The sequence below is a fragment of the Caedibacter taeniospiralis genome, assembly GCF_002803295.2.
GTDB lineage: Bacteria > Pseudomonadota > Gammaproteobacteria > Francisellales > Francisellaceae > Caedibacter > Caedibacter taeniospiralis.
Genome location: NZ_PGGB02000001.1, coordinates 65163 through 86065 on the forward strand (window position 1 = coordinate 65163; position 20903 = coordinate 86065).

Annotated in this window: 20 protein-coding genes and 1 tRNA gene; 9 read left to right on the top strand and 12 right to left on the bottom strand. The window is 42.6% G+C overall.

Annotated elements, in window-relative coordinates; all coding sequences use genetic code 11:
* Window positions 1–121: 121 nt before the first annotated feature.
* Window positions 122–616 (top strand): dihydrofolate reductase, encoded by a 495-nt coding sequence (locus CU053_RS00335; RefSeq protein WP_100551407.1) that lies wholly within the window; start codon window positions 122–124, stop codon window positions 614–616.
* On the opposite strand, the gene CU053_RS00340 is transcribed toward CU053_RS00335, so the two are convergent.
* The 4 genes from CU053_RS00340 to CU053_RS00355 form a co-directional block, all read right to left on the bottom strand.
* On the bottom strand, window positions 606–3149 hold the full coding sequence (locus CU053_RS00340) for a [protein-PII] uridylyltransferase family protein (protein ID WP_100551406.1): 2544 nt from the start codon (window positions 3147–3149) through the stop codon (window positions 606–608). The genes CU053_RS00335 and CU053_RS00340 overlap by 11 nt on opposite strands.
* A 26-nt stretch (window positions 3150–3175) precedes the next feature.
* Window positions 3176–3742, bottom strand: a complete 567-nt coding sequence (dcd, locus tag CU053_RS00345; protein WP_100551405.1) for a dCTP deaminase — start codon at window positions 3740–3742, stop codon at window positions 3176–3178.
* A 165-nt stretch (window positions 3743–3907) separates the two neighbouring features.
* Window positions 3908–4558: a glutaredoxin 2 gene (gene grxB / locus CU053_RS00350; protein ID WP_100551404.1), complete on the bottom strand. Its 651-nt coding sequence runs from the start codon at window positions 4556–4558 to the stop codon at window positions 3908–3910.
* A gap of 141 nt (window positions 4559–4699) precedes the next feature.
* A complete protein-coding gene (locus CU053_RS00355; protein WP_100551403.1) occupies window positions 4700–5389 on the bottom strand; it encodes a DNA-binding protein in 690 nt (229 codons plus the stop codon).
* Window positions 5390–5739: 350 nt separating this feature from the next.
* Here CU053_RS00355 and CU053_RS00360 point away from each other — a divergent pair, with 350 nt between their 5' ends.
* From CU053_RS00360 to CU053_RS00380, 5 genes are all read left to right on the top strand, one after another.
* The gene (locus CU053_RS00360) at window positions 5740–7983 is read left to right on the top strand and encodes an NADP-dependent isocitrate dehydrogenase (protein ID WP_100551452.1); all 2244 of its coding nucleotides are present in this window, start codon (window positions 5740–5742) and stop codon (window positions 7981–7983) included.
* A gap of 79 nt (window positions 7984–8062) precedes the next feature.
* Window positions 8063–8140 (top strand) — tRNA-Val (locus CU053_RS00365).
* 148 nt (window positions 8141–8288) lie between these two features.
* A complete protein-coding gene (locus CU053_RS00370) occupies window positions 8289–8990 on the top strand; it encodes a response regulator (protein WP_158106879.1) in 702 nt (233 codons plus the stop codon).
* A 362-nt stretch (window positions 8991–9352) separates the two neighbouring features.
* The gene (locus CU053_RS00375; protein ID WP_158106880.1) at window positions 9353–9607 is read left to right on the top strand and encodes a histidine kinase dimerization/phospho-acceptor domain-containing protein; all 255 of its coding nucleotides are present in this window, start codon (window positions 9353–9355) and stop codon (window positions 9605–9607) included.
* 538 nt (window positions 9608–10145) lie between these two features.
* Window positions 10146–10442: an ATP-binding protein gene (locus CU053_RS00380; RefSeq protein WP_267901788.1), complete on the top strand. Its 297-nt coding sequence runs from the start codon at window positions 10146–10148 to the stop codon at window positions 10440–10442.
* Between the two features lie 52 nt (window positions 10443–10494).
* On the opposite strand, the gene tpiA is transcribed toward CU053_RS00380, so the two are convergent.
* Together tpiA and glmM are read right to left on the bottom strand one after the other, a co-directional pair.
* On the bottom strand, window positions 10495–11262 hold the full coding sequence (tpiA, locus tag CU053_RS00385) for a triose-phosphate isomerase (protein WP_100551399.1): 768 nt from the start codon (window positions 11260–11262) through the stop codon (window positions 10495–10497).
* A 21-nt stretch (window positions 11263–11283) separates the two neighbouring features.
* The gene (gene glmM / locus CU053_RS00390; protein ID WP_100551398.1) at window positions 11284–12612 is read right to left on the bottom strand and encodes a phosphoglucosamine mutase; all 1329 of its coding nucleotides are present in this window, start codon (window positions 12610–12612) and stop codon (window positions 11284–11286) included.
* Window positions 12613–12801: 189 nt separating this feature from the next.
* Between glmM and glpX the strand changes: the two genes are divergently transcribed.
* From glpX to CU053_RS00405, 3 genes are all read left to right on the top strand, one after another.
* Window positions 12802–13770: a class II fructose-bisphosphatase gene (gene glpX, locus CU053_RS00395; RefSeq protein WP_100551397.1), complete on the top strand. Its 969-nt coding sequence runs from the start codon at window positions 12802–12804 to the stop codon at window positions 13768–13770.
* Window positions 13771–13785: 15 nt separating this feature from the next.
* On the top strand, window positions 13786–14658 hold the full coding sequence (locus CU053_RS00400; protein WP_100551396.1) for a LysR substrate-binding domain-containing protein: 873 nt from the start codon (window positions 13786–13788) through the stop codon (window positions 14656–14658).
* A gap of 139 nt (window positions 14659–14797) precedes the next feature.
* The gene (locus CU053_RS00405) at window positions 14798–15796 is read left to right on the top strand and encodes a TDT family transporter (RefSeq protein ID WP_100551395.1); all 999 of its coding nucleotides are present in this window, start codon (window positions 14798–14800) and stop codon (window positions 15794–15796) included.
* A 54-nt stretch (window positions 15797–15850) separates the two neighbouring features.
* Here CU053_RS00405 and CU053_RS00410 read toward each other — a convergent pair whose 3' ends face one another.
* The 6 genes from CU053_RS00410 to CU053_RS00435 all read right to left on the bottom strand — a co-directional run bounded on the left by CU053_RS00410 (window position 15851) and on the right by CU053_RS00435 (window position 20902).
* On the bottom strand, window positions 15851–16333 hold the full coding sequence (locus CU053_RS00410) for a hypothetical protein (RefSeq protein WP_100551394.1): 483 nt from the start codon (window positions 16331–16333) through the stop codon (window positions 15851–15853).
* A gap of 264 nt (window positions 16334–16597) precedes the next feature.
* Entirely contained in the window at window positions 16598–17713 is a 1116-nt protein-coding gene (locus CU053_RS00415) for a M14 family metallopeptidase (RefSeq protein ID WP_100551393.1), read from the bottom strand.
* Window positions 17710–18492 carry a diaminopimelate epimerase gene (gene dapF, locus CU053_RS00420; RefSeq protein WP_100551392.1) on the bottom strand — a complete coding sequence of 261 codons (783 nt, stop codon included), beginning with the start codon at window positions 18490–18492 and terminating at the stop codon, window positions 17710–17712. The genes CU053_RS00415 and dapF overlap by 4 nt, the downstream gene beginning before the upstream one ends.
* Window positions 18485–19723, bottom strand: coding sequence for a beta-ketoacyl-ACP synthase (locus CU053_RS00425; protein WP_100551391.1), 1239 nt, complete (start codon window positions 19721–19723; stop codon window positions 18485–18487). The genes dapF and CU053_RS00425 overlap by 8 nt, the downstream gene beginning before the upstream one ends.
* Window positions 19720–20448: a 3-oxoacyl-ACP reductase FabG gene (gene fabG / locus CU053_RS00430; RefSeq protein WP_100551390.1), complete on the bottom strand. Its 729-nt coding sequence runs from the start codon at window positions 20446–20448 to the stop codon at window positions 19720–19722. Before fabG ends, CU053_RS00425 begins: the two co-directional genes overlap by 4 nt.
* Window positions 20441–20902, bottom strand: coding sequence for an ApeP family dehydratase (locus CU053_RS00435; RefSeq protein ID WP_100551389.1), 462 nt, complete (start codon window positions 20900–20902; stop codon window positions 20441–20443). Before CU053_RS00435 ends, fabG begins: the two co-directional genes overlap by 8 nt.
* Window position 20903: the final 1 nt, after the last annotated feature.

Sequence of the window (20903 nt, forward strand, 5' to 3'; positions counted from 1 at the left end):
TTGCAAACTAGACAGCGCAAGGTTTTGATTGCCTACCTAAGCACCAAATTTTTACCCCTTGGCTGCAAATTTTCGCTACAATAAACACCACCCAATTCCCTCACGTGAGAAGGCAGATTTTATGTTATCCATTATTGTTGCTTATGATCAGAATCAAGGCATCGGTATTAAAAACAGCTTACCGTGGAAACTCTCCGACGATTTAAAAAATTTCAAAAAGCTTACCGAAAACAACTACATCGTAATGGGTCGCAAAACCTTTGATTCAATTGGTCGAGCACTACCTAATCGCAAAAACATTATCCTCACTCGACAAAAAAACTACAGGCAAGATCGATGTGCCATCGTGCACGATATAGATCATATTCTTACTCTGGCAAAGGACAAGCCACACTATGAAATTTTTATTATCGGTGGAGCCGAAATTTATCAGGCATTTCTGCCATTTATAGACCGTTTGTATATTACCAGAGTAAATACCACCAAAGCAGCAGATGCGTTCTTCCCAGACTGGGATAAGTGTCAATTTAAGCGCATTGGCAATCGTCACTATACTAAAGATGAAAACAACGAATGTGATTTTGATTTTGAGATTTGGGAAAAGTCTAAGCTTTAAGGTACTTTAAAAATCTATGTTCCAAAAGCTGCATCCTGCTCTGTTTGATGATGGCCTCATCGTTGTTATCTGTAATGTAGAAAGTATCTTCAACTGATGGACCTGATGTGTGTATGCGTGCACGGATGATATTCAGCTGGTTGAGTTCAAGAAAATAGCAAAGAGCCGCTAGCAATCCTGGGCGATCAGGGCATTTAACAATGATTTGAGTATAGTTTTTGTGGCGCGGGCTTAGCAGTTGAACACTATTTTTCATACGTTTAGGCATCATTTTATGATGAGCTGGCGTGGTGAATTTATGTTCCGCATCGGCTGTTTTACCCTGCATAAGTTCAGTTTGAAGATGCAGCTTTACCCAGTTCAACTTTTGCTCTGACTGCAACGCATTATGATTCACATCGGTGATGCTAAACTGATAGAGCATGATTCTTTGTGGCAAAATAAAGAAACTTGCATCGGTGATATTAATATCTGCCTTATACAAAACATAGCAAACTGATGACAGTTTGACTGTCGCTAGTGGGGCGAAAATCAAAAGCTGCGATTGCTGTAAAATGTTATCAAAATAGACATAAATCTCGGGAGAGCGGATTTTTGATAGTGAAAGCTCCTGAAGTATAGCGCTTTGCCACGCCAAAGTAGAAAACGGCTGCTCACTAAAATAGCGCGCAGGCAGAGTCTGCCATAGGCTTAGGATTTCCGCGTGATCGGCATTGTCTAAAGTATCAAGGAGTCTTGTTTGTGTTTGCATCACTTGTTCCTTGATCGTAAGCTTATGCGATTGCACTAGGTAGCCTGACGTGTGCTTGTATAAATTCTCAAACATCGTTTGTTGCCAAGGCGTCCAAAGTTTTGGATTAGTTCCTTTAATATCCGCGATCGTCAATAAAAACAAACTATCTAAATAGTACTGGCTTTGACAAAATTCGGTCAATTGGCGAACGACAGTCACATCGTAGATGTCTTCTTTTTTGATAGTACGTGAGAAAGCAAGATGATGTTTTACCAGCCAGGTTAATAGATGTATTTCATCCTGTTTTAGGCTCCAGATTTCAGCATATTTCTGCACGACACGCGCACCAAACTTACAATGATCAACACCAGAACCTTTGCCAATGTCATGGAAGAAGGCGGCAATATACAGCAATTTTTTAGCAGGATGAGCCTGCATGATAGATGCAGCAAGCGAAAATTCTGATTTAAAGGCTTCAGACTGCATGTAATAGAGGGTGTCGATGACCTTAATTGTGTGACGATCAACAGTATATTGATGATACAGGTCAAATTGCATTTGACCTTTGCTACGCGTAAATTCAGGAATGATCTTCTCAATTAATCCAAGATCCATCATGATACTAAGAGCACCCCTTATATTGTAAGCCTGGGAAAAGAGGGATAAAAACTGCAACTGTATTTCATTGTGTAACAAGAAGTTTTTTTTCCCCAGATTGCTAAGCAGTGCCGTGCTATTGCGTAGAATATTGGCACTTAAGGTGTTGGCTTTATCAGATTGGCAGAAACGGATAAATGGAGTAACCAGTTGATTAAGTTTTTGTGGATAGTTAGCTAAGCGATGATTAAGAACTCCACTGCAGATACTGAAATCAGAATCAATGCTTAGGGTGGGTTTTAGAGCGTATCGCGAGAGCAACTCATGAAAAATAATGCGGTTTATTAATTTAACGTGGCGGATGCTGTTATAGTAATTTTGCATAAACAACTCGATACTCTTATTATTTTTTTTGTGCCAAAAACCAAAAAAATGGGCAAGTGTCAGTTGTTTATCAACTAACAGGGCATTTTGTTCGCGTTGATAAAGAATATGCAGGTAAAAACGGATCGCTGATAATAGACGATGAGCTTTACCCAAACTCTCAAACTCATGTTGTGTAATATATTGGTGCTTCACGAGGTAGCTTGGGTGAACGTTGGGGTGCAGGTAAATCAAAAGCCAATGGATGCTTTGTAAGTAGCGCAGGTTACCGACGGTATTTTTTAGATCAGGCTGCTGATTGATGGGGAATCTCTCATCGCGACCTAGCTGTTCCGAATATTTAGCCAATATGAAGGTTTCAATGCTAGGCAGGGTGGTTTTGTTCTTAACAAGCTCCTTAAACTCCTCAAATAAGCTGATATTGCCACAGACTAAACGCGCATCTAAAATTGCAGTTAATAGATTTAAATCGCTTTGCGCATGCTCAAAGATGCTCAAAAGCGTGTGCGCCACGTAACCCACTTTAAGCGGTAAAGTTTGTAGTTCCTGAATGAATTTGGATAACTCTGGGTGTGTAAGCTCGCGCTCAGATCGCGCTAAAAATACCAGATCAAGATCGGAGTACAACGCGCGATCCTGGCGTCCGTACCCGCCAACGGCAACAAGGCTTATGTTCACAAGCGTTTTAGGAAAATACTGGCATAGCAGACGATCTATATATTTGCTATACATCAATAAGATCTTGTAAATAGAATGTTTCCTTTTCAGGAAAAGCGTTGAGACTTCTTCCATGATTTGTTGACATTGTTGCTTTAGCATCGCCCCCCCTAACAGATATGTCCCGCTTATGTTCTAGGTAACGTCACCCCTGTCTGCCCTTGATATTTGCCTCCACGATCTTTGTAAGAAGTCTCGCAAATCTCATCAGACTGGTAGAACAGCATTTGCGCAACACCTTCATTGGCATAAATCTTGGCTGGTAACGGCGTAGTGTTGGAAAATTCAAGCGTCACATGCCCCTCCCATTCAGGCTCAAGTGGAGTCACGTTCACAATAATGCCACAACGTGCGTAAGTTGATTTGCCTAAACACACCACTAAAGTATCTCGTGGAATCTTAAAATATTCCACCGTACGTGCCAGGGCAAAGGAGTTCGGCGGGATAATGCAAACGTCTCCGACAAAATCAACAAAGTTATTGTGATCAAAGTCCTTAGGATCAACAATCGTTGAATTAATATTGGTAAAAATTTTAAATTCATTGGCACAACGCACATCATAACCATAACTAGAAGTTCCAAATGAGACGATCTTGCCATGCTCATTACACCGTGCTTGCCCCGCCTCAAATGGTGAAATCATCTCATGTTCTTTTGCCATTCTACGAATCCACTTATCTGATTTTATTGACACGTTTTTCTCCTTAATTCTACGTTTAACTACTATTTATCGGCTTTGACCATATTTCCAGCCACAAGGGCGTATGCAATACGCCCCTACATTTATTCAAATGAAAATTGTCAGAAATTCGGTCAAATTCTATGTTGCCTTGAAGTTACGGAGGCTGACAATTTACAGCTATTCATACAATTTAACGCCTGAGAGTGTGGAGAGTTTCTTGGTATAATCCAGTAGTTTTGCAGGGATGCTCACTGAATCGCCAATAATGGTTAAATTACGTAAAATGGGGAAAACCATAATATCATCCCAAGAAAACTTGTCACTACTTGCAAACTCAAAGGTCATGAGTCGATTAAGCTCAAACAAAACGAGCTCTGTTTTTTCGATAGCCGCCTCAGGGAAACGCAGATTCGCTTTAAAGCAACCGATATATTTTTCCTTTTTATGCTCAAAGTAATCTTTGGCACTTTGAGTAGGAAAATCCTGGTGATTTTGTGGATGATCAAGAAATCGTGGATAGACCAGCGATTTGCTGGCACCACTTAGGTCATTAGCCAGAGTCAGCAGTGCTTTCGTGGTGGTTATCTCAGTACTTAGGGCTGGCTTTTGATCGAAAGTATTTAGATATTGGCAGATATCCAGGCTTTCAAGTAAGAAACTACCATCCTTTTTCTGTAAAAATGGCACTTGTTTCTTACCGATTAAATCTAAATGGGATTTCTCATCGTCATTGGCAAGGTATACAAGTTCCAGCGGGATTTTTTTTATCCCTGCAATGATCCGTGGACGAATACAAAACGGGCAGTGTTCATAGATATAGAGTTTCATTGAGGTTTTTTGTCATCGCTTAAACGGGGGTGATTTATTGTCTATAAATTTCCTTTAAATCGCAACGCTGAGCATAAGCTAAATTTTCTCTTGCCTGTTTTCGGACATGCTGCCGGTGATGATGAAACTGCCGATAAACAATCAAGAACGTTTCTTAGCAAGTGCGTTATTTGATTTTTCAAGTTGATTGCGATAATACTCCAGACTTTGTTCAGATTCACGCTTAAGCTGGCGAATTTGTCCGTTTAAGAAGGCGATCTGACCTTCAAGCGAATCGCGTAGGTCTGAAATGCGCTGCGTGGTCTGCTCTTTTAGTGTATCAGCGTAAATACGTGCTTCTTTGGCAACTTGTTCTGCTGATTCGCGGCGCGTCTGCTCTTTCACTAAAGCAGCATACAACTTACGAACCTTGAGCTCTGGATTACTCTCATTAAGGATCATGCTCCACTCGTCAGACATGCTATTTAAAATATCACTGCTTAAAGCATGTGAGCTGGCAATAAGTGCTTGAATCATTGGGTCCGCTGCCTTTACGCCAGGTTTTACTGATGCCAGCGTTTCATTTCTTGATGTTTTTGGGTCTGAATTACTGGGAGTGGATATCACTTCTATTTCTACTGTTTGAATTTGTTTTGCTGTGTCACTCGCCTTTGATGGAGGTTCATCACTGTTTTGTTCATCTCGCCATTGCTTTAGAAATCTGCTAATGGTAGTCGGACTACCCCGTCCAATGGTGTCGCGAACATTGTTAATACCCGGGGTATGTCCCTGAGATTCAAGTATAGCGATTGCGTTGATTATATCTTCGTAGCAGATGCCTGGGCGAGCCATGGTTTGTGTGTCCTTTGAGTAATTGATTTAACAGAGGTTAAAGCGGTGGATTTAAAATCCGTGGGAATTATAACAAGATATTCAATAGCGTCAAACATAGATATGCGTCAAGCACATATTTTGTTATGATGAGGCGCAAATTTACTAGCATCTATACCCATCGTAAATCATTTTGCGGTATTTATGGGAAAGCAGTTTGTGAGGATTTTGAGTGACTGGATTGCAGGTAATAGCAAGCTCTATTATCAAAATCCAGTCACTCAAAATCAGCCAAAATGCAATGTCAGAAAGTCTGTAAAATGGTTTGCGATGGGTATATCGGTTCAATTGATAATGAAGAGGACAACAAAATGAGCTCAGCCAAGCTAATTTATACCCATACAGATGAGGCGCCGATGTTGGCAACCTATTCTCTTTTACCGATCATTGAGGCGTTTACAAAAACAGGTGGCATTGAGGTTGAGACAAAAGATATTTCACTCGCGGCGCGTATTTTGGCGCAATTCCCAGAAAGCCTGTCAGAGACTCAGCGCTGCGAAGATGATCTGACCATTTTAGGCGAGCTAGCAAAAACTCCAAATGCGAATATTATTAAGCTTCCAAATATCAGCGCTTCTATTCCTCAGTTGCAAGCAGCGATTCTTGAGTTACAAAGCCAGGGCTACGCCATTCCCGATTACCCGCTAGAGGTTAAAACGAGTGCAGAAAAAGAGGTTAAATCCCGCTATGCCAAGGTGTTAGGCAGCGCGGTTAATCCTGTGCTGCGTGAAGGAAATTCTGATCGACGCGTTGCTAAAGCGGTTAAGGCTTACGCCCAAAAACATCCCCATTCAATGGGTGCGTGGAGCAAATACTCACGCTCGCATGTAGCCCATATGGAAGAGGGTGATTTTTATGGCAGTGAAAAATCGATGATAGTGCCCAAAGAGACAAAAATTAAAATCATCTTTACCTCCAAAAATGGTCATAGCGAAACCTTAAAGGCGGAATTTACACTCTTAAAAAATGAAATCATTGATACTTCTGTCATGTCAGTCAAGGTCTTACGTGCCTTCTTCAAGAGAGAAATCGCTCAAGCAAAAAATGACAATCTATTGTTATCATTACACTTGAAGGCGACGATGATGAAAGTGTCTGATCCAGTTATTTTTGGTCATGCCGTGAGCATTTACTACCAGGACGTTTTTGCTAAATACGCAGATGTATTTGCCAAGCTGAATATCAATCCCAACAATGGTATCGGGGATGTGTATGCCAAAATCCAAAAGCTGTCAATAGCACAACAGGATCAGATCAAAGAAGACTTGACTGCAGTATACGAGACGCATGCGGAGCTTGCGATGGTTGATTCAGCCAAAGGGATTACCAATCTGCATGTACCAAACGATGTGATTGTTGATGCGTCTATGCCAGCGATGATTCGCTCGTCAGGTAAAATGTGGGGCAGGGATGGCAAATTGCACGATACTAAGGCAATGATCCCAGATCGAGCATATGCGGGAATCTATCAAGAGACGATTGCTTTTTGTAAAGAACATGGTGCTTTTGATCCTAGCACTATGGGCAGTGTTGCCAACGTGGGACTCATGGCACAAAAGGCAGAAGAATATGGTTCACATGATAAGACTTTTGAAATGGCAGAAGATGGTCGCGTCGAGGTGATTGATGAACACGGGCATGTTTTATTATCACATGAAGTTGGAAAAGGTGACATCTGGCGCATGTGCCAAACCAAGGATATTGCCATTAAAGACTGGGTCAAACTTGCCGTGTCGCGAGCGCGCATTACCAATACCCCCACGGTGTTCTGGCTAGATAAAAATCGTGCTCATGATGTGAATTTGATCACCAAGGTAAACACTTATCTTAAAGACCATAATACCAGTGGGCTTGAGATTCATATTATGCCTCCAGTGGAAGCAACACGTTTTTCACTGGAAGCGATTAAAGAAGGTAAAGATGTTATCTCAGTAACAGGTAATGTGCTGCGTGATTATTTGACTGATCTATTTCCAATTTTAGAACTAGGCACGAGTGCAAAGATGTTGTCAATTGTTCCTCTTTTGGCTGGGGGTGGTTTATACGAAACGGGTGCTGGTGGCTCTGCCCCTAAACACGTACAACAGCTGATTGAGGAAAACCATTTGCGTTGGGATTCTCTAGGTGAGTTTTTGGCACTGGCTGCTTCTTTAGATGATTTGGCAAATAAAACCAAAGATGCCAGAGTGCGTGTGTTAGCGGATTGCTTAGATCAGGCAAATTCGCAATTTTTGGATAACAACAAATCCCCATCACGCAAAGTGGGTGAGCTTGATAATCGTGGCAGCCACTTTTATTTAGCCATGTATTGGGCAGAAAGTCTGGCAGGTCAAACGAAAGACGCGCAATTAGCTGAAACTTTTAAGCCTGCTGCTAAAGCATTGCATGACAGTGAAGCCAAGATCATTGCAGAGTTAAGTAATGCCCAGGGAACTACGGTGGATCTTGGTGGTTATTACCACCCAAATACACAGAAAGTTAAAAAAGTAATGCGTCCAAGCGCAACACTTAATCATGTGATCAATACCCTAGCTAAGGAAAGCGCAAACGCCTGATAGCACAAGCTATAAGTTGCAAGAAAATCACGAAATAGGCTTGTGATTTTCTTTAAACGAATTATAATCCCCGCTCGTTGGTCGCTTAGCTCAGTCTGGTTAGAGTACTACCTTGACATGGTAGGGGTCACTGGTTCGAGTCCAGTAGCGACCACCACCCTTCTTATTTTCATTGAATCTTTCCTCCGACTGTCATCAACGATAAACGCAGTTATTCTTGAGTTGCGAACATTTGCCACTAACTGTCTGGTTTGTGACGAAGATATTAGATAATATCATCACTGATGACAACACAGCGAAAAATTATGACAAACATCCTAGTAGTAGACGATGAACCTCCGATACGACAGTTATTGCGCTTGGTGTTGACGAGGCAGGGTTATCAAGTTGAAATTGCAGATTGCAGTGCTCAAGCATTCAGAATATTACAGAACAATTCATCTATTGATCTTGTGCTTCTGGATTGGATGCTGCCTGATACTAGCGGCATTAAGCTATTGACTCAATTGCGAAGTTCTGAAGAGTTTGCTGAGTTACCTGTCATTATGCTCACCGCTAAAGCAGAGGAAAGTAATGTGCTTCGGGGCTTTGGCATGGGAGCTGATGACTATATAACCAAACCTTTTTCGCCCAAAGAGCTGGTTATGCGTGTTCAGTCATTACTTAAACGTGTCAAACCCAAAGGCAAAGCAGAGAAAAAGCTGTGTTTTTATGAGCTATGTGTGAATTTAGAAAGTCATGAGCTCTGTATTAAAGACCAAGTAATTAAGTGTGGCAGACTCGAGTTTAAGCTTTTGGCATATTTGATCCAAAACATAGGAAAAACACTTTCAAGAGACCATATTTTAATGCAGGTATGGCAAGCGGATAAGGATATTACAGCACGTACCGTTGATGTTCATATCACCAGAATCAGGAAGCTGCTTGCTCCTTTTGCTTACGATCAATGTATCCGATCAGTCAGGGGGGAGGGCTATCAGTTGGTTGATAGGGAGCCAGTATGTTAGCGCCAGAAGAGCCCAATAAAATTGGTTTGTTCTGGGCGAAAACTTTTGCTGAAGGGATTACTGATGCCGTCGTTCGCTGCGAGCCATGGATAGCGGAACGCGAGGGCGAGTAGACCCGGGTAGCCTTGCGCGTTGANGGCGGCAATTTATACCGCCGAGGATAGCCGATTCGATTTTGTGTATGGATATACAAAATCTATCATGAGGCCCGAGGCACCCTGATTGTTGATCAACAAGGATTGCTGCAGTGGTTTAATCAGGCAGCGAGGAATTTTTTCAAGTTATCTCCCGCGCACATATCACAGGATATTTCCGAAGTATTTGAATTTCCGACCTTGACCGTTTACTTGCAGCAAAAGAACATGAGCGCATTTGAGCTGCCACTGCCTAAGCGACCAGATCAGATACTGTCAGTGGTTTTAATTCCGTATGATCAACATTTTCTCTTAATTACCCAGGATGCAGGTTATCGACACCATATTGAGCGTATGCGCCAGGATTTTGTTGCCAATGTCTCCCATGAAATGCGTACGCCCTTAACTGTAGTTTTTAATAGTTTGCTTAAGTATAAATTTGATTACATTATAACCTATGTAAAATTTACACGCTTAGATTAACAGACCATTTAAAGTTTAAATTTTTCTAAAACTAATATCGAGGATTAATTTGTAGCCGTTCGATTAGTCTTACTACATCTTCAATCGCTGCGAGCCATGGATAGCGGAACGCGAGGGCGAGTAGACCCGGGTAGCCTTGCGCTGTTGATCAGCAAGCGACGTGCCGAAGGCGCCAGAGCGAAGTCTGTGAAAAAGCTTTTACCCAAGGCGTAGAGTAGAATCGGAAACGTGTTGTCTGTTCGGAATGAGCGTAGCGAATTTGTGAGGACAAGCACCGTTGAGGCGGGCGGCCCGGGCAAAATTTATACCGCCGAGGATAGCCGATTCGATTTTGTGTATGGATATACAAAATCTATCATGAGGCCCGAGGCACCCTGTTTATTTTTCAGTTGTTCTACTGTAAGACTTTTTGAATTAGTAATTTCTTTAAGACGAATTTCTAATGTGGAACCGACAGTTTTATAGTGCTCAACTATATCTGCTTCTCGTTATGTAAAAAGTATTTTAGAAACAAATAAATTGCTCTTTTAGCAATCTGATTATGAATGCAGTGCGTTATTCACCTCATGGTGGCGCAATTAAAGTAGTCTGGTATCAGGACAGGCATGGCAAACATTTCTATGTTAAAGACGAAGGCGTGGGAATTGATCAACAACACATTCCTCGCCTGACCGAGCGCTTTTATCGTGTTGACAAGGGGCGATCTCCTGAAACTGGGGGGACAGGGCTTGGGCTGGCAATCGTGAAGCATGTGTTGATTGGGCACAAGGCTTCTCTGAGTATACAGAGCGAGTTGGGTAAAGGCAGTGTGTTTCGCTGCGATTTTCCAAATTAAACCCATTCAGTTGATTAATCAAAGTCAGTCTGTTAGCTATGCGCTTAGACGCTCAATTTATGGAATACTTCGTTGGCTTTGCCTGTTTAACAATTTCACCAAAGTCCTTTGCTGAAAGAGAAGCTCCCCCTATTAACCCTCCGTCCACATCAGCCAGGCTTAACAGCTCGTTGGCATTGGATGGCTTAAGACTGCCGCCATATATAATCTTGATGTCTTGAGCAAGTTCGACATGAAAGTTTGTAACGATTGAACGCAAATAGGCATGAACCTCTTGAACCTGTGACGCGGTTGCCGCAAGTCCAGTACCAATTGCCCACACAGGTTCATAGGCAATGATCGTTTTTCTCAATTGATTCAAGGTCAATTTATCCAGCACTATTTGTAATTGATGTTTTAGCACTTCCCGTAATGTGCCAGAAGTTCTCTCACTGAGCGTTTCACCAACGCATACGATAGCACTAAGTCCTGCTTCAGTTACCTTTTTTGCTTTAAGTGCGACATCTTGATTTGTTTCTGCAAACAGTGCTCGTCGCTCTGAATGCCCAACAATAACATATTCACCATTGAAGTCCTTTAACATGCTCACACTTACTTCACCCGTATAGGCACCGTTATCATATTGACTGATATTTTGCACCCCAAGACCTATGCCTTTGATATTTTCCGCAACATAGGGCAAATAGACATGGGGCACGCATACCGCCATATCTGCATGTTGATGTGCTCTTGCCACTTGATTAAGTAACTCGCACAGACTTTTAATTGATAACAAAGAGCCATTCATTTTCCAATTGCCAATAATAATTTGTTTTCTCATATTTCCTTCCTGCTTTCACCTCTAGTTACTGAGCTTCTCTTTGATTTTTTCAACTAAATAATCAACCCACTCTTTGGTTAAACTTTCTGTTTTTGCTTCCACCATCACGCGTAAAACGAGCTCCGTACCTGAAGGTCTAAGCACTACACGTCCTTCATCAGCTAAGCTTTTTTCAACAAAGCTCACATCTTCAATCAAAAGACTCATGTCATTTGCATCGAGTTTTTTATTCAATGGCACATTAACCATAAGTTGTGGCATTTTTTCAATATCTAATAACGCTGACAATGGCTTCTTGGCTTTACTTAAAATCGATAGCACTTGAAGTGCCGCCATTAGCCCATCACCCGTGGTGTTATAGCGTAGATCAATGATATGCCCTGAAGACTCGCCACCAAGCATCCAGTCATTTTCCAATAAAAGCTCCATCACATAACGATCGCCCACTTTCGCACGCTTAAAAGGCAAACCCCGTTGTACAAGTGCCTGCTCTATCGCAAGATTGGTCATCACTGTGCCAACAACACCAGAGCTGTAATCACCATGCGTTGCCAGAAGCAATAAGATATCATCACCGTCAACGATGCACCCTGTTTCATCGATAAGCATAATGCGATCACCATCCCCATCAAAAGCAATGCCTAAATCCGCTTGTCCATCTACCACCGCAGTTTTTAGGCGATTCAAATGCACTGCCCCACAATCTTTATTGATATTTAACCCATCAGGTGATGAGGCAATTTCAACAATATCAAGACCCAAACGCGATAATAACGCATTTGCGACTCTAAATAGTGCGCCATTAGCACAATCCACAATAATCTTCCTGCCATGTAAGTCAATTTTATCGGCAAAATGAGATAAACACTGCTCGATATAGGACTCAACCTGATTAATCTGGTTAAAAATCTCGCCAAATTTACCTTCTGGCTGATAATAAAACTCCTGATCGATACACCGTTCAATTTGATACTCAACCTCATCAGGTAACTTATGTCCTTCATGTGAAAAAAGCTTTATACCGTTATCGTAATAGGGGTTATGTGATGCACTTAAGACAACCCCAGCCCCTGCTTTTAACCTCTTCACCATAAAGGCAACTACTGGCGTTGGAATGATGCCCAGGTTAATGACATTGACTCCTGTAGCGGTGATCCCCGCAACAAAAGCAGATTTCAGCATATCAGAAGATCGTCTGGTATCCTGCCCAATGACAACCGTTAATGGTAAACCCTGGTCACGCAATGTACATCCCACAGCATTTCCCAGTTTCATTGCAAACTCAGGCGTAATGGGATTTACCCCGACCTTGCCACGCACCCCATCCGTGCCAAAATATTTTCTTGCCATGTTCTCTCATTATTTTAAATTTCAAACGCCTGACATTATGCACACCTTAAGAAAAATGGTTAAGTGGTTTTTAGTGAAAAACGCATACCCATTTCATATCACACTTGTTACAATACTGGCGATTTTCAACAAGCACTGAATGCTTTGCAATCGTTTTAAAAGTGTATAGACAAACTAAGGGATAGAATAATGGATCGCAATTTAGCACTAGAAACTGTTCGTGTCACCGAAGCTGCCGCTTTATCTGCCTGGCGCCAAATGGGTCGAGGCGATGAAAAAGCTGCCGACCAGGTTGCCGTCGACGCAATGCGCCGCGCCTTAAATGGTCTTAATATCGATGGCACCGTTGTTATTGGCGAAGGCGAGCGTGATGAGGCTCCCATGCTTTATATCGGTGAAAAAGTTGGCAAAGGCGGACCCAAGGTTGATATTGCCCTGGACCCACTAGAAGGCACAACCATCACTGCCAAAGGCGGACCCAATGCACTTGCTGTGATCGCCATGGCAGAGGATGGTGGATTCTTAAACGCTCCTGATGTCTACATGGAAAAAATTGCGGTTGGTGGGCATGGCATTCCTTATGATCTTATCGATATTAACGCAACTCCTCATGAGAATTTAAAGCGATTAGCTCAGTTTAAAGGAGTCCCGCTTGAGGCACTTGTGGTTTGCATTTTAGATCGCCCGCGCCACGAGGAGATTATTCGTAAAGTTCGCGAAGCGGGTGCGCGCATCGCCCTTATTGGTGATGGCGATGTCTCAGCCGTCATCGCAACGGCACACGAAGATAGCGGTATTGATATGTACATGGGGACAGGGGGGGCACCTGAGGGGGTGCTTGCTGCCGCCGCACTACGGTGTTTAGGGGGGCAAATGCAGGGGCGCCTTATTTTTAGGAATGATGACGAAAAATCACGCGCCAAGAAATGGGGAATTACCAATTTAAATAAAGTATATCATTTAACCGATTTAGCCTCGGGGAATGTGCTTTTTACCGCAACTGGTGTCACTGACGGACAAATGCTTAAAGGAGTTAAGCGCAAGGGTCTGTTTGCTAAAACACACAGCTTAGTTATGCGCTCAGTTTCAGGAACGATCCGTCACATCGAAGCCGAACATAATTTCAACTTCAAGAAAGGATTTGAATATCTAGGCTAAGGGCTAAGGTAAAGCATGCTCTCACACAAACAACTGACTGTTTTTACTGCCATTGCTGAGCATGGCAGCATCACCAAAGCATCAGAAAGCCTCAATTTGACACAACCTGCTTTAAGCTCGGCACTTTCTAGCCTTGAGAGTGAACTTGGCGTCAGGCTCTTTGATAGAATTGACCGCAAAATTGTGCTCAACCATAATGGTGAACTTCTTTATCCCAAGGTTATGCAGCTACTTGAAGACACTGCCAAAATCCAAAACTTCTTCAATCACGAGCAAACGCTAACGGGCAGCATTCACATTGCCGCAAGTAACACCATTGGTAATTATATTTTGCCGCCATTGATGGCAAGCTTCAAAGAAAAGCATCCTGACACACAGCTTGCATTATCTATCGGTAACAGCGAGCAAGTCATTGAGTCCGTTGTTGGACACCAGGCTGATATTGGCTTTATTGAGACTCCCTGCTTAAATAACCAGATCAATAGTTTTGCTTTTGCCAAAGATCAATTAGTATTATTTGTTCGTCACGGACATCCTCTGGCTAAACAAAAAATCGTCAGTGTTGGCGAGCTGAAACAGCACCCCTTTATTCTGCGTGAAAAAGGCTCTGGCAGCCGAACTGTTGTCGAACAAATACTGCTTCCGTTATTGAACTATCAATTAAATCTATTTTTAGAGCTTGGTAGTAGCGGCGCAATATGCCTTGCAACTGAGCGCAGTGACGCCATAGGCTGCGTCTTGGCTTCAGCCTTGCAAAATCAGAAAACCATTCATGTTTTGAATTGCCCAGAGATAAGACTGGAAAGGGATTTTTTCGTTGTCCAAAACAGACGCGCGCACATCTCCGAGCTTACTGAGGAATGGCTGGACTGGGTGATCAATAAATAATTTCAATCCATGACATAAATTCTACGTACTTTTATTTATTTATAAAACCCTGTAAATTATCCGAAAATAAAGCGGCAACTGAGTCTATATCAAGTTCCTTTTAGCTTAAATCAATCATTGAAGTCAGGTGTACTGTATTATGAAACAAAGATTACACGCAATACTCGAAAAAGTGCCAACGCCAATGGCAGGTTTAGCACTTGGCATTTCAGGTCTGGGTTGGTCTGCTGACAATGCGTTGCCTACAAATAACACACTACAAATAACCTCCGCTGCAATAGCTTTTGTATTACTTCTACTGGTTACCGCAAAATTCATCATTTGGCCACAAAAACTACGCGATGACCTGGCTCATCCAGTTGTTGGCAGTGTTGTCCCAACCTTTGCTATGGCGCTAATGATCATCTCAAACAGCATCAACTACTTTAATCACCTGGCAGCGGAACTTATCTGGTTATTTGCCGTTAGCATCCATCTGCTGTTTTTGGCAACTTTTATTTATCACCGCATGAAAGAATTTAAACTCCATCACATGGTGCCATCGTGGTTCGTTCCCCCTGTTGGAATTATTGTTGCTGATGTCGCCTTTCCAGGCGGTGCCCTGCAGCCACTTGCGATTGCTTTACTTTATTTCGGATTAATCAGTTATGCAATTTTACTGCCTTTAATGCTCTATCGAATCATGTTCACTCATGAGATCCCTGATGCGGCGAAACCGACTATCGCTATTTTTGCTGCTCCCGCGAGCTTGTCGCTAGCGGGCTACCTAAATGTTGTACGCGATCCATCCCCTCTTATTGTGATGCTCTTATTGGGTATTGCTATCTTAATGACTGTAATGATTTATCTTAGCTTTATTAAACTGATGAGCCTTCCTTTTAGTCCAGGATTTGCAGCATTCACCTTCCCTCTGGCGATTGGCTCCACAGCACTATTTAAGACAGCTCACTGGGCGGAAAACGCTTTACAACTTGCACCACAGACCAGCAGCCAAATTCACTACCTGGCGATTTTTGAGTTAATGATTGCTGCTTCGGTTATTGGTTATGTTGCCTGGAAATACTTTTATCACTTGGTGCTTGAGAATATTTTGCCAGATAAATGCCTACAAATTGAGAAACCCATATTCCCATTGTAAAGCTGGGGGTTGTCGATGGGTGCATTCCAAAGTCTTCACGTTTTTTGATTTACCTTACGAAATCGAAACACCTTTTTCAAAAGTCGCTTTACTTTGCATAAAAAGAGAAAGGCTGTCATCGCGACCTGTGGAAACGTCTGTTTTTGCCGACGCCTCGTCAAAAGCATTATTAAATGCTTTTGCTGTATATGCGTTTTGAGCTAAAAAGACTTTGAGATTTTGAGAGCCACTGTCAACTAAATAATGATCCCTTAAGCCTTGCATGGTCGTTGAAAATTCTTTTGGATTCGACTCCAGTGTGTCCACAAAGGCTTTAAACTGCTCAAATGTTTTGTTGCTTGCTGCCATAGGGGATAATGTAAACCACGCCACAAAAGCATCATCTTTTTGAATGCCTTTATCCACCAGGGTTTGTACAAATCCTGACTCTTTAGTTAAAAGAAATTGCTCCATGTTTTCAATTCTACTTGCAGTATTCAGCTTTTCTTTTCTTAATTCTTGTAATTTTGACTCTACTTTTTCAATATTAACGCTCATTCTTGTTATCCCTTAAATTAATTTGGCTATGTTAGCGTTATTTCGTGGAAATCTACTCTCATTTTTACAACCTGTATGGTTAGCTGCGACTATATTTCCCACCCACTCTACGCTAACAGGGTCATTAAGTTTTAATTGTTACTGTTTTTGCAAAGCATCTGTACTGATGCCTGGCACTAAAGTTACTCTTATTTACTTAGAGTTACAATATTTGGCAATTCTATCGGACAATTTGATTGGTTTAGACTACGCTACAGCGTTTTATTAGATCTCAAAACATTGTGTCATGACTTTTAACACTTCATCGCCTTCGTGTACGGTTGCCGATGAGGTGCGAGTCAATAATAAAGCTTCTTGTGCCAAGGTCAAAACTTGTGGTTCAGCTAAAGCTAAAATACTGCTTTTATCATATACAGTCGCAAGTGGAGTATTGGGCTTTTGCAAGCCACCTAACAGGTGATCGGCATAAGCCACCATCCCTCCCATCGGCGCTCTAATACGAAAAAAGTCGCGCTCAAGGCAGGCATACTGCGGCATATGAGGTTTCGCTATGTCAGTATTTTTAATATAGGCGATGATGCCTTTAAGCAAGGTTTCAGCATTTCCTAAGTCAAAACTCTCTTTATTCCCCATCTCATAGGTGAACGCATGTTTTGGTGGTACTTTGTTTTCGCCTGTGAGATTATTCCAACACTCGGTCAGCTGCCACCAGGGATAAAAAATAGCCTGGTTAAAACAGCCACTTGGCTCATTGGGGGTCAAAATAAACGCATTGCTGTTAAAATGTCTTAAGCGTTCATCTTGCAAATAGTTAGGGGCATAGATATATGGCACTGAAATGGAATCACAGTGCAAATCAAAGCTAAAATCAGCATTTAGCGCCAGATGGTGCAGGATATTGGCAAGCTTCTCATACGGTGCATTATCGTGCTGAAAGCAGGTGTTCAAACGCTCTCTTAACAAAGCTAAAAACCGCTCACACAGCACCACAAACCCCTGTTTTTGATGCGCTTTAACAAAGGCATCTAAATCAATTGCAGGCAACTTGCCATAGGGCATCAGCAGATTTTTAAATCCGCGATTCCAATTCTCACCCGTTTTGGCATCAAAGCGCCCATAGGTGTACTCACCAATTTTGATATCCATCGCAAACGGATTAGCAAACGGCACTAAGGTCACATTGTAGGGAAAATCATGCGTCTCTAAATATTGCCGCAGTAGATAAATCAAGGCAATGCCATTGCTTTCAGCAGCATGCAATGCCGCTTGCATGTAAATATTCGCCTTGGCCTTAGGGTGTCTATATTCCATGACACTGAGGCTATGGGTTAATCCTGAAATAGTTGTTCTAAAAGGAATTTCTCTAATTTGTATCATCATATTTCCCCTATATTTCCACTAAAAATCGTTTTGATTGCACCGGTTAATAAAACCTCTTCTGCCATACACTCAACAATGAGCTGGCTAACTGCATTTTCCACCGTCACCTTGGGTTTTAATCGCCCAAGATAAACTCCTGAAAAAACACAGGCAATGCTGCCACTGCCACACGATGGCGTGATTCCCGTACCACGCTCCCAATGCTCAACATAGATTCGATCGTATGCCAACTGTTTTACTGCATGAACATTTATACCACCTTGATATCTTTGCTGCAGCGACATCCCAAGTTCATCAAAGGAGCCTGCCTCATTAAGATTACGCCATAACACCAGATGGGGATTCCCCACATCCACTTCCACAGCGGCATCAAACTCCGAATCATCTGTGATGATATATTGCCCAGGCTTAATACTGGGCAATGGAAAAGCGACCTGAATCCAATCATGTGCGATCATCTGGCAACGATGCACAAAGCCTCCTACTTCAATTTCAACATGCTGAGTGTTCTTTTCCGCCAATAGCAAACTTGCCACGGCGCGTAAACCATTGCCACATTGCTTTGCCTTAGAGCCATCTTGATTATAGATGTGCATGCTGGCATCCGCTTTGCCTGATTTTCTAATCAAAAGCAGCTGATCGGCGCCCACGCCAAAGCGCCGATCACAGATTTGTTTAACTTGCTGGGGCTGCCAATTGCGTGGACGCTCTCGTTCATCGATTACGACGAAGTCATTGCCCAGCGCGCACATCTTGGTAAATATAAGTGGCTTATTCACTGAGGTAATCCTTAAAAATCAATGAGGTATTAATTCCGCCAAAGGCGAAATTATTGCTCATGACAATATTCGTTTTAATCGCTTGTGCGCTACCCATAATATAATTAAGTCCTGCACAGGCTGCATCGACTTCGACAAGATTTGCCGTGGGCATAAACAAACCATCTTTCATCATCATGATGCTAAGCCAGGATTCCAGCGCACCACAAGCTCCCAGAGTATGACCGAAATTGCCCTTCAATGAACTGATCGGAACCTGGTTACCAAAGATTGCAAAAGTTGCCTCACTTTCGGCAATATCCCCTCTATCAGTCGCGGTACCGTGCGCTGAAATATAGCCGATATCTTGAGCCTCAAGCTTTGCATCACTTAAAGCAAGTTTTAATGCTTCAACCATTTTCTCGGCGGTGGGCTGGGTGATATGCCTTGCATCACAATTGGTACCAAAACCCGCGACTTCGGCATAAATCTTAGCTCCTCGCGCCTTGGCATGCTCATATTCCTCCAGAATCAATGTACAAGCCCCTTCACCAAGCACGAGCCCATCTCTGTTTTTATCAAATGGTCTTGGCGTTAAGTGTGGGGAGTCGTTCTTTTGACTCGTTGCAAACAAAGTATCAAAAATCGTCACCTGGCTTGGACATAACTCTTCAGCACCTCCTGCTAACATGATCTTTTGATAGCCGTGCTTAATCGCTTCATACGCATAACCAATCGCCTGTGAGCTTGAGGTACATGCGCTGGATGTTGGAATTACGCGTCCTGTTAGACCAAAAATCAGTGCTATATTAACTGCACAGGTGTGACTCATTGATTTCAAATAAGTTGTTGCACTGACATTTTTCACCGTGCATTCTGTTCTTATTTTTATCAGATCACACAAGGCTTCAGTACTCCCAGAGCAAGAGCCATAGGCAATCCCAACCTGTCCACTTTCCAGTAACTCAAACTCTTCCAACAACCCTGCATCCATCAACGCATTTTCACTTGCTACGGTCGCAAGATGGGCTACACGCCCCATTGATCTTAGCTGCTTACGCGTATAGTGTTCAGGCATTTTAAAATCAAGAATTGGCGCGCCAAGATTGGTATGTAACCCTTGAATCTGTGACCACTTACTCATTCTTTTTATGGCTGTTTTACCACTAAGCAACGCCTCTTTAATAGTTTCCCAATCACTTCCTAGAGCGCTGACTCCAGCCATTCCTGTAATCACAACACGCTCTGTCATATGAGTCCACCATTGACTGAAATCACTTGGCGCGTGATGTAACTTGCAGCATCTGAGCATAGAAAGTTAATGACAGCGGCGACCTCTTCCACTGTACCCGCGCGACGCATGGGGATACGTTTTTCAATTTCGTTTTTGTACTCTAAATCCTTGGTCATATCAGTTTCTATCAAGCCAGGAGCAACGCAATTGACGGTAATTTTACGTTTAGCAAGTTCCAATGCCAGGGCTTTAGTCGCACCAATAATGCCTGATTTTGCCGCACTATAATTGACCTGTCCTTTATTGCCAGCCATTCCTGAGACTGATGCCAGCGTCACGATTCTGCCACCTGTACGCTGCTGAATCATCGGCATCACACAGGGCTTTAGCACATTGTAGAAGCCATCGAGGTTGGTATGAATGACACGATCCGACATATCTTCTTCCATTGCAGGAAACGGCACATCCAGACAAATGCCCGCATTATTAACAACCGCATAAAATGCGCCATTTTGCGCAATTTCTGCCATCAGCCTCTCTTTACAGGCTGCTCTATCTTGTATATCAAACTGGATTAAACAAGCCTTTCTGCCATTTTCCTCAATGAGGCGAGCGGTTTCTTTTGCCCCCTTATCATCACGATGGTAATGCACGACCACTTCAAACCCTGATTGTGCGAGCATAATCGCCACACTTTGACCAATGCCTTTACTGGCCCCCGTTACTAACGCTCTTCTAGTCAAAATTTTTCCCTTGAATAATTTGTTTAAACTCTATCTCACTAGGCTGATACGCACTAAATTTAGCCGATGCCACACATTTTCCCTCCTGGTGAATTTCACATAAAAAAACTCCCAAAGGATCGCTAATCATCTCTTTTTTGGCAATGACGGTCAAAGTATCCCCTTCATTAAAGCTCACTTGCTCTGTTTTAAAATTTCTCACACTAATCATAAACCCACGCCTTGGAGCATGTTGCTCTTTATCACCCTGAAAATAGGCAAGGGCAGCGGATGCCTGCGCCATCATCTCAATGCCAACCCAAGCATAAACCCCCTTGATTTCTTTGTCATAGAAAATATGCTCTGGGGTAATTTTAACCCCGCAAACAGCCTGATCTTCATTAACCTGCTCGAAGGTGTCAATCAACCGCATCGGCGGTGATTGTGGGATTATTTCACTTAAATCATACTGCATA

Coding starts and splice junctions, on each gene's coding strand:
- CU053_RS00370 (WP_158106879.1), top strand. CDS start 8,289: ATGACAAACATCCTAGTAGTAGACGATGAACCTCCGATACGACAGTTA.
- CU053_RS00335 (WP_100551407.1), top strand. CDS start 122: ATGTTATCCATTATTGTTGCTTATGATCAGAATCAAGGCATCGGTATT.
- CU053_RS00375 (WP_158106880.1), top strand. CDS start 9,353: ATGAGCGCATTTGAGCTGCCACTGCCTAAGCGACCAGATCAGATACTG.
- CU053_RS00355 (WP_100551403.1), bottom strand. CDS start 5,389: ATGGCTCGCCCAGGCATCTGCTACGAAGATATAATCAACGCAATCGCT.
- CU053_RS00340 (WP_100551406.1), bottom strand. CDS start 3,149: ATGCTAAAGCAACAATGTCAACAAATCATGGAAGAAGTCTCAACGCTT.
- CU053_RS00425 (WP_100551391.1), bottom strand. CDS start 19,723: ATGACAGAGCGTGTTGTGATTACAGGAATGGCTGGAGTCAGCGCTCTA.
- glmM (WP_100551398.1), bottom strand. CDS start 12,612: ATGGCAAGAAAATATTTTGGCACGGATGGGGTGCGTGGCAAGGTCGGG.
- tpiA (WP_100551399.1), bottom strand. CDS start 11,262: ATGAGAAAACAAATTATTATTGGCAATTGGAAAATGAATGGCTCTTTG.
- CU053_RS00400 (WP_100551396.1), top strand. CDS start 13,786: ATGCTCTCACACAAACAACTGACTGTTTTTACTGCCATTGCTGAGCAT.
- grxB (WP_100551404.1), bottom strand. CDS start 4,558: ATGAAACTCTATATCTATGAACACTGCCCGTTTTGTATTCGTCCACGG.
- CU053_RS00405 (WP_100551395.1), top strand. CDS start 14,798: ATGAAACAAAGATTACACGCAATACTCGAAAAAGTGCCAACGCCAATG.
- CU053_RS00360 (WP_100551452.1), top strand. CDS start 5,740: ATGAGCTCAGCCAAGCTAATTTATACCCATACAGATGAGGCGCCGATG.
- CU053_RS00415 (WP_100551393.1), bottom strand. CDS start 17,713: ATGATGATACAAATTAGAGAAATTCCTTTTAGAACAACTATTTCAGGA.
- CU053_RS00435 (WP_100551389.1), bottom strand. CDS start 20,902: ATGCAGTATGATTTAAGTGAAATAATCCCACAATCACCGCCGATGCGG.
- CU053_RS00410 (WP_100551394.1), bottom strand. CDS start 16,333: ATGAGCGTTAATATTGAAAAAGTAGAGTCAAAATTACAAGAATTAAGA.
- glpX (WP_100551397.1), top strand. CDS start 12,802: ATGGATCGCAATTTAGCACTAGAAACTGTTCGTGTCACCGAAGCTGCC.